Source organism: Coprococcus sp. RTP31081st1_H1_RTP31081_211007 (assembly GCF_040227275.1).
GTDB classification, from domain to species: Bacteria; Bacillota; Clostridia; order Lachnospirales; family Lachnospiraceae; genus Coprococcus; species Coprococcus aceti.
Genome location: NZ_JBEHVP010000004.1, coordinates 230,398 through 242,479, shown reverse-complemented (window position 1 = coordinate 242,479; position 12,082 = coordinate 230,398). Strand labels below are relative to the sequence as shown.

8 protein-coding genes are annotated in these 12,082 nt (G+C 45.5%); 7 read left to right on the top strand and 1 reads right to left on the bottom strand.

Annotated elements, in window-relative coordinates; genetic code table 11:
• Window positions 1-58 precede the first annotated feature (58 nt).
• Window positions 59-484: an FKBP-type peptidyl-prolyl cis-trans isomerase gene (locus ABUA31_RS08980; protein ID WP_004850005.1), complete on the top strand. Its 426-nt coding sequence runs from the start codon at window positions 59-61 to the stop codon at window positions 482-484.
• 114 nt (window positions 485-598) lie between these two features.
• Window positions 599-1,309: a DUF3800 domain-containing protein gene (locus ABUA31_RS08975; RefSeq protein WP_055146595.1), complete on the top strand. Its 711-nt coding sequence runs from the start codon at window positions 599-601 to the stop codon at window positions 1,307-1,309.
• Window positions 1,310-1,535: 226 nt separating this feature from the next.
• On the opposite strand, the gene ABUA31_RS08970 is transcribed toward ABUA31_RS08975, so the two are convergent.
• The gene (locus ABUA31_RS08970) at window positions 1,536-3,038 is read right to left on the bottom strand and encodes a sodium-dependent transporter (protein ID WP_349818753.1); all 1,503 of its coding nucleotides are present in this window, start codon (window positions 3,036-3,038) and stop codon (window positions 1,536-1,538) included.
• Window positions 3,039-3,625: 587 nt separating this feature from the next.
• On the opposite strand from ABUA31_RS08970, the gene ABUA31_RS08965 reads away from it, so the two are divergent.
• From ABUA31_RS08965 to ABUA31_RS08945, 5 genes are all read left to right on the top strand, one after another.
• Window positions 3,626-5,218 carry an alpha-amylase family glycosyl hydrolase gene (locus tag ABUA31_RS08965; protein ID WP_349818754.1) on the top strand — a complete coding sequence of 531 codons (1,593 nt, stop codon included), beginning with the start codon at window positions 3,626-3,628 and terminating at the stop codon, window positions 5,216-5,218.
• Window positions 5,219-5,456: 238 nt separating this feature from the next.
• Window positions 5,457-6,803 carry a glutamate-5-semialdehyde dehydrogenase gene (locus ABUA31_RS08960; protein WP_349818755.1) on the top strand — a complete coding sequence of 449 codons (1,347 nt, stop codon included), beginning with the start codon at window positions 5,457-5,459 and terminating at the stop codon, window positions 6,801-6,803.
• Between the two features lie 86 nt (window positions 6,804-6,889).
• A complete protein-coding gene (locus ABUA31_RS08955) occupies window positions 6,890-9,031 on the top strand; it encodes a YhgE/Pip family protein (RefSeq protein WP_349818756.1) in 2,142 nt (713 codons plus the stop codon).
• Between the two features lie 21 nt (window positions 9,032-9,052).
• A complete protein-coding gene (locus ABUA31_RS08950; RefSeq protein WP_349818757.1) occupies window positions 9,053-9,676 on the top strand; it encodes a hypothetical protein in 624 nt (207 codons plus the stop codon).
• Window positions 9,673-11,790, top strand: coding sequence for a YhgE/Pip family protein (locus ABUA31_RS08945; RefSeq protein WP_349818758.1), 2,118 nt, complete (start codon window positions 9,673-9,675; stop codon window positions 11,788-11,790). Before ABUA31_RS08950 ends, ABUA31_RS08945 begins: the two co-directional genes overlap by 4 nt.
• The last annotated feature ends 292 nt before the right edge of the window (window positions 11,791-12,082 follow it).

Below are 12,082 nucleotides of genomic sequence, written 5' to 3'. Positions count from 1 at the left end.
TTCCCTCTATTTCATGTTACAATTAATGACATATTACCCAATTGGAGGACAAATTTTTATGAGTAACACAGGAAGAACCTGTAAGGTTCACTACACAGGAACATTCAACGACGGAACAAAGTTCGATTCTTCATATGACAGGGGCGAGCCTATCGAGTTCGTTTGCGGTGCAGGACAGATGATTCCGGGATTTGATCAGGCAGTTGAGGGCATGAACGTTGGCGATATCATCGATGTACATCTTCGTCCTGAGGACGCATACGGAATGCCTGACCCGGAGGCCATCATCAAGGCTCCTCTTGCAGATATGCCTGGCGCTGAGAATCTTGAGGTCGGTAATCAGGTATACCTTGCCAATTCCATGGGACAGCAGTTCCTTGTAAAGGTCATTGAAAAAGATGACGAATCCATCACATTTGATGCAAACCATGAGATGGCCGGCAAAGAGCTCAACTTCAAGATAGAGCTTGTATCAGTGGACTAATAGTAACGATACTTATGTTAGAAGGAACCTTTTCACACTTGACGTCAGTTCCGACGGTCTGTCCCACCCAATTGGACGGACAGTGTGATCCGATTATATAAGGAGGCGGGAATCGTGAACATTTACATAGACGAATCAGGTTCTATCAATAAATATGCCACAAACGATCAGTATTTCGTGGTGTCTATGATCCATGTCCTCGATCCCGTCGCCCTTGAGCGTGCTTACAAGAGATTTATTTCTTCCAACTATGAGATGCTTCTTGATCTGGACAGTGATAAGGTCGATGACATGACCGGCAAGATCACCAAGCACGGCGGGAGAATGTTCCGGGACGGCAAATTCCGTGAACTAAAAGGTGCACAGTTTGACAGAGACATGAAGCACATATTTGTGGATTACTTCTCCAGGAAGCATCACTTTGACGTGTACTATATCATGATGAAGAATGAAAATCTGCCGAACCGCTTCTTCGACAACATCTCCAGGACATTCAACTTCTCCATCAAATCTGCCCTGCTCTACTTCATACAGAATGGATATCTTCCTGACGAGGACTGCTTTCTGCAGCTTGACGAGAGGAATGAGCGGGTGGAGAACAAATCATTCCTTGAAAATTACCTGAACACTGAGCTTTCACTGTCAGGTCAGGTCGCAGGTAATTTCTCAGTGAGCTACTTTGACTCGGCCTGCAACAAATTTGTGCAGATAGCGGATGTATTTTCTAATCTGTTCTATTCTCACTTGCAGACCGGACACTATACTGATGAGCTGGAGCTTATGAAAGAGCTGGGTATACTTAAGGGTGTTTACGAGCTGACATAATCAAAAAGGGATTGAACCTTGCGACCCATATCGCGGTTTCAATCCCTTTTTTGAAATATTTAAAATACCAATTGCCTCCGAGCGATGCTCACACAGAACACTTACATAGATAAACGCACTATCGAAGGACTTACTGTTGGTACTTATATATTATCACATTTTGTCCCATAAAACAATGAGTCTGCGTTAAATCTATAAATTTTTTTGAGACATTTCCAAAACGCAATTACTCTTTTGTCTGCTCTCTTCTGCTCCGTCCATGTCCAAACGCCAGATAGCCTATGAAAAGAACAAACAATGCTGCAACTCCCATCCAGATACACAGCAGTTTTGGTCCCTTCGGGGCAAATGTATCATAGTATCCCTTGAAATAGATTACCACAATTATAAGCGGCAGCACGTATGACATATATTTTCTTAGGTACTGCGGAAACGGCTTACCGATACCGTTGTCTGCCTCAGCGACAAAGTTTTCAAATCCCCATCCATTCTTTCTTGTACAGAACAGGACAAAAAGTAATGATCCGAGTGGGAGGATATTTCCCGATACGAGAAAATCTTCCAGATCCATGATATTTGTACCTGCTCCCATCGGAGTGATTCCTGAGAGCACATTGAATCCAAGCACAGCCGGCAGGGAGAGCACTGATATCCCGATCAGATTTATAATAAGTGACTTCTTTCTCTTCCATCCAAACATATCTATACTTATCGATATGATATTCTCAAACACCGCAATAACCGTGGAAAGCGCCGCAAATGACATGAATATGAAGAACAGAATTCCCCACACTCTTCCTCCCGGCATGTGGTTGAACACATTCGGCAGGGTCATAAACAGAAGTGATGGTCCCTTGTCCGGGCTGATCCCGTACGCAAAGCATGCTGGCAATATGATGACTCCGGCCATGAGTGCCACAAATGTATCAAGGTACATAACACTCTTCGCCTCGCCAGACAATTTTCTCTCCTTGCCTATATAACTTCCAAATATCTCCATGGATCCCATACCTACACTGAGTGTAAAGAACGCCTGGGTCATGGCGTCAAATAGTACATTGCCCCAGCCTCTGGCATTTGCACGCTCGATACTTGGAACAAGATAGAACTTAAGTCCTTCTTCGTTGCCCGAGAGCATGAGTGAGTTCACCGCCATGACTATCATCAGAACGATGAGTGCAAGCATCATGATCTTTGTCACCCTCTCCACTCCGTTTTGAAGTCCCAGTGAACATATACCTATGCAGCACACGATGACCGCAAGTGTGATCGCGACCATAAGTCCCGGTGATGCAAGCATCCCTGTAAATTTGTCTTCTATTGCTTCTACTGACCCACCATGAAGCTGTCCTGATCCCATGACGTACACATAGTATACCATCCAGCCCGCTACCATAGTATAGAACATCATCAGCAGATAGTTGCCGGCATAGGCATACCAGCTGAATTTATGCCAGTTGCCGCCCTTCGGCGCAAGCTCCTTAAGCGCTGAACCAACGCTCTTGCCACTCCCTCTGCCTATCGCAAACTCACAGGTAAGGATAGGATATCCCAGAAGCAGCAGACACAGCAGATATATCACGATAAATATCGCTCCGCCATTCTGCCCGCATATATACGGGAACTTCCATACATTTCCAAGACCAATAGCACATCCCGCCGATACGAGGATGAACCCCAGTCTGGAGGCGAACTTTTCTCTGTCGCCGTTGTTACTTTCTTTACTCATACAATCTTCTTTTGCAGATGTCTGTAAAAATGGCACCTGCCTCCTTCTATTATATATTATCAGGATTATCAGGCTGGCACTATGTGTCGATTTTCAAAACCTGATACGCCCTTTGTCTGTGTCAAACATCTACTTCAAGCCATTACATTATGTATTTTCCATCTCTGCTGACACATACCTTGTGATTGTAACATATATCATTGCATTTGTGTGTTTAAACTTTTACAGATTAAAGCAAATTTTATCCCATATTTGAACCAGATAAAATACAGATATTTTTATGTTTGCTGTGCGTTTTCAACAAGTATATTTTCCTGCAAAATAAATCTATTAATTTACATATAAAGGATTACATTTTTCCATATTATATTTTATTATAATGAGTAGAATTTTCTTAATACTAATAAGATCGTTCTCCGTATTTTGAGGCAGATTTCTGTGTGGGTTTGCAGTACCTTATACCTTAAACCACCAGCGCATAGCTGCAAGTGCGCTGCTCATATTATGGAGGAACGAATAGTAACGCATGCGCCGCGCGAAGTGCATTTATATGCGCATGCTGCATTTTTATAAGGAGGACATTTATTATGGCTACATGGCTTAAAGACGCAATTTTTTATGAGATATACCCACAGAGTTTTTATGATACCAACGGCGACGGAATCGGTGATTTCAACGGAATCACTGCAAAGCTTGACTATATCAAGTCTCTTGGATGCAACGCTATCTGGATGAATCCTTGCTTTGATTCACCATTTTCCGATGCAGGCTACGATGTAAGGGATTACAAGAAGGTTGCCGAAAGATACGGAACAATGGAGGACATAGAGAACCTCTTCGCTGAGGCTCACAAGAGGGACATGCACATTCTCCTCGACCTGGTTCCAGGCCACACATCTGAGGAGCATGCATGGTTTACCGAGAGCAAAAAAGCTGAGCAAAATGAATACTCAGATAGATATATGTGGACTGACGGATGGCTCTGTGGCGGTGCAGGTCTCAACTACATCGCAGGAGAATCACCAAGAAACGGTGCCTACATCGTCAACTTCTTCAAGTGCCAGCCGGCTCTCAACTATGGAGTGCTTAATCCAACTGAGAGATGGCACAAGAGCATGTACGATCCTGCATGTATCGCAACCAGAGAGGCTATGAAGGACGTATGCCGCTTCTGGCTCGACAAGGGCTGTGACGGCTTCCGTGTAGATATGGCAGATTCACTTGTAAAGCATGATGATGCGAACAAGAGCGGAACAGTTGCCGTATGGCAGGACATTCTCGGCGATATACACGCTGAGTACCCTGAGTCAGCATTTGTATCTGAGTGGGGAAAGGCTGAACAGTCAATCAAGGCCGGCTTCGACATGGACTTCTATCTCGACTGGATGGGCAACGGATATAACTCTCTGGTAAGAGATTACGAAGCTCACCTGAATGCATTTGCATCTCTTCCAGAGTCACTTGACGACAGCACGGAGAACAACAGCTTCTTCAAGGCTGACAGCAAAGGAACCTGCGACCACTTCATTGATGAATACATGGGAAGATACGAGCAGATAAAGGACAAGGGTGCTATAGCCCTCATCACAGGAAATCACGACACTACACGTATCAGCTACGGACTCTCGGAGGATGAGTTAAAGCTTGCCTACGCATTCTTCCTGACAATGCCTGGCAATCCATTCATCTACTATGGCGATGAGATCGCCATGAGCTTCAGAAGCATGGCAAGCAAGGAGGGCGGATTTACAAGAACCGGCTCAAGAACTCCTATGCAGTGGACAAGCGGTGACAACATGGGCTTCTCATCAGCGCCTGCCGACAAGCTCTATCTGCCGGTTGATCCTGCAGAAAATGCCGCAAATGTTGAGGCTTCCGAGGCAGACCAGAACTCACTGCTCAATACAGTGAAAGCCCTCACTTCCCTCAGACATTCACAGGCCGATCTGCTGGACAAGAGCAACCTTGAGATCATCAGCAGAAAGCCACTGGTATACAAGAGAGGAAATCTACTCCTTGCAGTGAACCCTAAAAATACAGACACCCAGTCAAGGAAGCTTGCTGAGCTGACTGGTGACGCAAAGGTTATCTATTCTATAGCAATAAACGGCACACAGCCAGGTATCGCTGACGGAGTTATCACTCTTCCGGCACAGAGCTTTGTTGTAATAAGCTGCTAATTTGGAGCAATATATAACAACTCAATAACCATATAAAAAGGTCATCACATAATATGGCAATCATCCATACGGATTTCATTCCAAATGTGGATTGCTCATATTATGCGATGGCCTCTTTTTATCTTCTTCCCTGTGGTCATCTCCCCAAACTTGTGGTAATATTTAATGGATTATATGCTCATGTGCCACGACAGAATAAGTGCACATGACATACAGTATTATAAAGGAGAACAAGATTATGAACATGCAGGAAGCTACAAGCATCATGAAGGCTGACAGCTACAAAATGGCTGCACTTTCAGAAGATACAAGAAACAATATACTAGTACATGTAAAGGACGCACTCATCGCACATAAGGATGAGATATTTGCGGCAAATGCAAAGGACATGGCTGCTGCCGAGGAGAACGGGATCGCAGCATCAGTCAAGAAGAGACTGAAGTTCGACGAGCACAAGCTCGCTGACGTGACAAATGGAATCGATGAGCTCATAAAGCTCCCTGACCCGGTTGGACAGATCCAGCTCAAGAGAGAGCTTGACGAGGGGCTGGTCCTTCAGAGAGTCTCCTGCCCTATCGGTGTCATCGGAATCATATTCGAGGCAAGACCGGATGCGCTGGTCCAGATATCATCATTGTGCATCAAGAGCGGCAACTGCGCAGTACTCAAGGGTGGCAAGGAAACTGCCAACACCAACAAGGCTCTCTTCGATGTGATCTACAGCACAGCCGTTGCAAACGGAGCACCAGAGGGCTGCATGCTCCAGGCAAGCCAGCACAACGAGATCGATGAGCTTCTGTCATGCAACAAGTCCGTTGACCTGCTCATACCTAGAGGCTCAAATGCATTTGTGCAGTATATAATGAACAACACCAAGATCCCTGTCATGGGACACGCAGACGGAATCTGCCACACATACATAGACAAGGATGCGGATATTGAAAAGGCAATCCCTATCATCATAGATGCAAAAACACAGTACACCGCTGCCTGCAACGCAACGGAGACACTTCTCATCCACAGGGATGTGGCAAATGAAATGCTTCCAGTCATGGCTAAAGCTCTCAGGGAGAATGGTGTAAAGCTACGCGGAACCGCAGAGGCGGCGGAGATCATCAAACGGGCATACACAGCTGACGGTCAGGCCAATGGTTCACATACGAATGCCGCAACTGACAGCCAGAACGTTTTTGAGATCATGGGAGACGACGATTTCAATACAGAGTATCTTGACCTGGTGCTCTCAGTCAAGATCGTGAACGATGTGCAGGAGGCGATCTCACACATCAACCACTTTGGTTCACACCATACTGACTGTATCGTGACTGAAAATGCCGACACTGCCGACCTCTTCATGCAGCTTGTCGACTCGGCGGGAGTATACCAGAACTGCTCCACAAGATTTGCCGATGGCTTCAGATACGGTTTCGGCGCAGAGGTCGGAATCAGCACAAGCAAGATCCATGCAAGAGGCCCTGTAGGACTTGAGGGACTTGTAACTTACAAATACAAGCTTTACGGACATGGACAGATAGTTGATGACTACGCAACCGGAAAGAAGCAGTTCCATTTCAAAGACCTGTAGAATAATAAACGATCATCAGCGGGGACTCTCTCATGTACATCAGTCCTCGCTGATGCATTTACTATATAAATAGGAATTACATAAAAATGAAAACAATACTGAAAATATTCAAAAACGACCTGATCGGTATCAAAAAAAGTATACTCACAATAGTTCTCGCCGTTGGACTGTGCATACTGCCTGCGCTGTATGCATGGTTCAACATATTTGCAAACTGGGATCCATATGCCAATACCGGCAATATCAATATCGCCGTCGTCAACCTGGACAAGGGCTACACAGATGCGGACGGCAACGAGATGAACATGGGCCAGTCAGTGGTCGATAAGCTGAAAAGCCAGACAAGTATCGGCTGGGTATTTCCGGAATCTGAAAAGTCCGCCATCGGCGGTGTGAAATCAGGCACCTACTATGCCGCCGTCGTCATTGATGAGGATTTCTCCTACAACATGTTCAATGCCCTGACGGACAACTTCGTAAATCCAAGCTTCACCTACTATGAAAATGAGAAGAAAAATGCCGTGGCACCTAAGATAACCGACACTGCAGTCTCAACGCTCAAGACAAGCATCAACGAGACCTACGTCAAGGCGATATCACAGAAGCTTATCACTGCCATTGACGACTCCGACACAGATCTGTCGAAGGATCTCAAGGGAACGGATTTCATCACAGCACTCAAGACCGTCGATGACAATCTCGCCGGATACCAGAAAACCATAGATTCCATAATCAAGGCAAATAACAAACTCAAGACCAGCACAAAGCTCAAGGACGCAACTGACAAGAGCAGCAAGCTTCTGTCCGATGCGGGTTCCGCCATTGATTCAAGCATGTCTGATATAGACTCAGTGGGCTCAACCTACTACACTGTCAGGAATTCTCTTCAGGATCAGATTGACAGCATCGCGCAGGACATACAGAATCTGAAAAGCTCTGCAAAGCTTATCCATATGAAGGATGATGCAGAGAACATATCTGCCGATCTTGAGAATATCAAGGCAGATGCAGACAAACTTCAGCAAAAGATCGATGCAGTCGACGAATATATCAAATCTCTTGACATAAGCAACACGAATGAGGTTTCAGATGCACTCAACAAGCTTGACAAGCTGAAAACAGAGGTTAAGAAGATTTCCTCTCTCACCGCTGACACCATCGATAGTCTGGATATATCTGCGATCACAAATGCAGAAAATGCCGTATCAGATAAGCTCGACCAGATCATCGACTCTGTCTCAGATATAGATGACACATTTACCAGCCAGGTCATTCCTGACATGGACAACATTATCCTGAACATCAAAAATGCACTGAAAAACGCTCAGGATCTGTTAAATACCCTGAATTCTACCATCAGTAGTGCAAGCTCTGTATTTGACAATTATAAGGTGACTATTGCATCAATGAACACCAGTCTCAAAGACCTCTCCGATCTCATAAGTGGTATACGTGACAAGATCCAGACCGCCACAGACGAGATCAACAAGGCCGCCGACAGCGAGGTGACCGACATGATCATCGCCTTCCTCAACGGAGACTCAGAGGCGCTGGCGTCATTCCTGTCAAAGCCTGTTGTTGTCGAGGAACATTACTACTACAGCATTGCCAACTACGGCTCGTCCATGGCACCATTTTACTCAGTGCTTGCCATCTGGGTCGGAATGACAATTCTCGTCTCCCTCATGAAGGTGCATGTGAAGGATGCGGACTATCTGAAGGATGCCAGACCACACCAGTTGTTCTTTGGAAGATACCTTATTTTCTTCCTGTTGTCTCAGCTTCAGGTTCTGGTCATAGTGCTTGGAGATCTGTTCCTGCTGAAGATACAGTGTCTGCACCCATTTGCATTCTGGGCAACTGCGGCACTCACAGGGCTGACATTTTCAATATTGATATATTCACTCACCATATCATTTGGCGACATAGGCAAGGCCCTCGCTGTTGTGATCATGGTGCTGCAGATAGCGGGGAGCGGTGGAACCTACCCTATAGAGGCTCTTCCGAACTTCTTCAGACAGGTGTACATATTCTTCCCATTCCCATATGCGATAAATGCAATGCGTGAATGTATTGGCGGAATGTATCACGCAGACCTGTTCAAATATCTGCTTGAATTGTCAATTTTCATTGTGGTTGCACTGGTCATAGGACTTATAATCAGAAAACCATTTATCCATATCATGCACTTCATCGAGAAACGTATGGAAGATACGGATATGATGTAATGCAAATAAGGAGGAACACCCATGAACGAAGATACAAATTCAAATACAACCAGCACCGAGCCATCTGACATAAAGTCCCAGGTGCTTGCATTCAGAGACAATGCCCATGCAGAAAATGTACGAAAGCTTAAGGCTGGTATAAAGTGTATATTCACAGTGCCCGCAGCCTTCCTTATACTCCTTTTCCTGACAGGAAGCTCCAAGATCATCTTCCTTGTTCTGTGGATCGCCAGCCTGTTCATAATAGCCGCATACCTCATACATGTGGAGTACTCGGACTACAAGATACAGGAAATGGTAAACTCCCTTCAGGATTTAGGCAGTGATATAGATGGTCTGATCGACATAGACAGCATATATACAAAGGTTTCTGCACCGAAGAAAAAGCTGGGCGACATAATAACAAATGTAAAAACAGACATTCAGACACAGATCACCGCCGTGCAGGACAAGGTGGCTGAGATGGCTGAGGCTGTGCAAGATGATCAGAGTGTGTCTGTGCAGTCTGATGAGCAAAACGAGACAATTCAGACAGATGAACATGGCGACTCGGTTCAGACGGATGAACATGGCGACTCGGTTCAGACGGATGAACAGGATGAAGCCACAGAAAACACAGAAGCTGACAAGGAGGAATTATCATGAAAAACATTTGGCGTGTATACATATCTGATCTGCGCAGGATCACCACAAATGTTGTCGCACTGTCCATAGTCATGGGTCTGTGCATAATTCCTTCCCTGTATGCGTGGTTCAACATCCTGTCAAACTGGGATCCGTATGGAGAGTCCGCCACCTCACTCATGAAGATCTCCGTCTACTCTGAGGATGAGGGAATCGAGATGAGCGGAATAAATCTGACCATCGGAGACATGGTGATCGAAAGTCTTGAAAACAACAACACTATCGACTGGACATTTGCCGATAATAAAGATGAGGCACTTGAACTCATCGCCAGCGGGGAATGTTATGCCGGAATAATCATACCAAAGGACTTCACGGCGAACATGCTCAGCATACTAAATGGCAACATCGTCAATCCCAATATCGAATACTACGAGAACAGCAAGAAGAACGCCATTGCCACCAAGATAACCGGCAAGGTCAAGACGACCGTCCAAAACGAGATAAACACAAAGATCATAAGCACGCTGACCGAGGTATTTGCAAATGCCGGAGATTTCATTTCCGGAAATAACATAGACGGTTCAGACCTCGTTGCCGGTCTTGAGAGCAAACTGGAACAGATCTCATCCACGCTGGACAATTACGTCTATATGCTGAATACATTTTCACTGCTCACAGAGTCTGCATCAGATGCCATCGATACCACTCAGCTTCTGTTTCCAAGCATAGACAGCATGGCACAGAGCGGCTCAAGCAGTCTTGGAAATCTGAGTGACAGCGCAGGCATAAGCAGCGACGTTGCAGACACCTCGATATCACTGCTGAACACAGGTCTCGACATGATCTCTGACAGGCTTACAGAGCTTGGTAAAACCGTGGACAGCCTCTCAAGAACCCACGATATCGGATCAGTGTCAATCGAAACTGACCTCAATGGTTCCCTTGGCACCAATGTTCTGGACACAATAAACCGATTGATCGAAGCCCAGTCACCTATAGTATCGGATGCCAAACTTCAGTTTGAAAATCTGAACGAAGACTTAGCAAAGCTTGTATCCGACACAAGCCTGTCGGACGAAGAATTTGCATCACTGAAAAAAGCGGTATCGTCCGACATAAAGAAGTGTACAAATGACATTGCTTCAGTGAAGGATCTCATAAATAACGAACTTTCGCCTGAACTGAAATCTTCGTTAGAGAATATCCAGTCATCTCTGGCGCAGGCACAGACCGTGCTGGCAAATGTTCCGGGAAACTTCAACGATATCAGCAAGTCCCTGACCGAGTATCAGGACATTCTGAAGGACGGAACCGCAGACATCGCGGGAACGATCAAATGTCTGAAGGATCTCAAAGAAAGCATAGACAAGATCAAGGCCGACATACAGACGATCACGTCTAACAGCAGCTACCAGGATTTCATAAATGCCATCAAGGACAATCCACAGGTGATAGTGAATTTCATCTCATCACCGGTACAGATGAACACAGTTGCTGTATACGAGATATCCAACTACGGATCAGCCATGGCACCATTCTACACGGTCCTGGCACTGTGGGTCGGTGCTCTCATACTTGTGGCACTCATACACGTTAAGGTCAAGGACAATGAAGAGCTTGAGGGCGTGAAGCCTTACCAGAAGTTCTTCGGAAGATATCTTAACTTCTTCGTCATCGGACAGGTCCAGACAATCATAACCGTTATGGGCGATCTGTTCTACGTGGGAATACAGTGCAAGCATCCGATAGCATTTGCACTGGCCGCCATAATGACGAGCTTTGTATTTACATTCCTGATCTACTCTCTCACCGTGGCATTTGGCAATATCGGTGAGGCCATCGCCGTGATCATCATGGTCATTCAGGTTGCGGGAGCAGGTGGAACCTTCCCTGTGGAAGTGCTCCCATCAGTGTACCAGTACCTGTACAAATTCATGCCGTTCTCATACTGCATGAACGCCCTCAGGGAATGTGTCGCCGGAATGTATCAGCACACCTACGGCAAATGTCTTGCCACCCTGCTGATATATGTTGCGATCTCAGCGGTCATCGGACTGCTGCTCGCCAAGCCTTGCGCAAAGCTTCTTGACAAGCTGGAGCACAGCAAGGAGAAATCCGGATTATTTATATAGTTAACGACTCAGGTAATTACTGTTTTTGACTGTTGCAATTTACGCCCATCTGCACTGTGTAATTTCACTGACAGGACTGTATCCGTATGAAGCTGTGGTTATGAGGACATAATATGTGATTGACAGCGTTATTTAACTCCACATTCGGGTGATATGTCATCTCCCTAGGATTTTCTTATTTTGAGATAATTTGCTCGTCATTAGCACAAAAATATCTCTAAAATGATTATTTGCATGAAAAAAGGATAAAATTCCCTTGATCTGTCCCCAATATCACTTTTCAGGACATTCA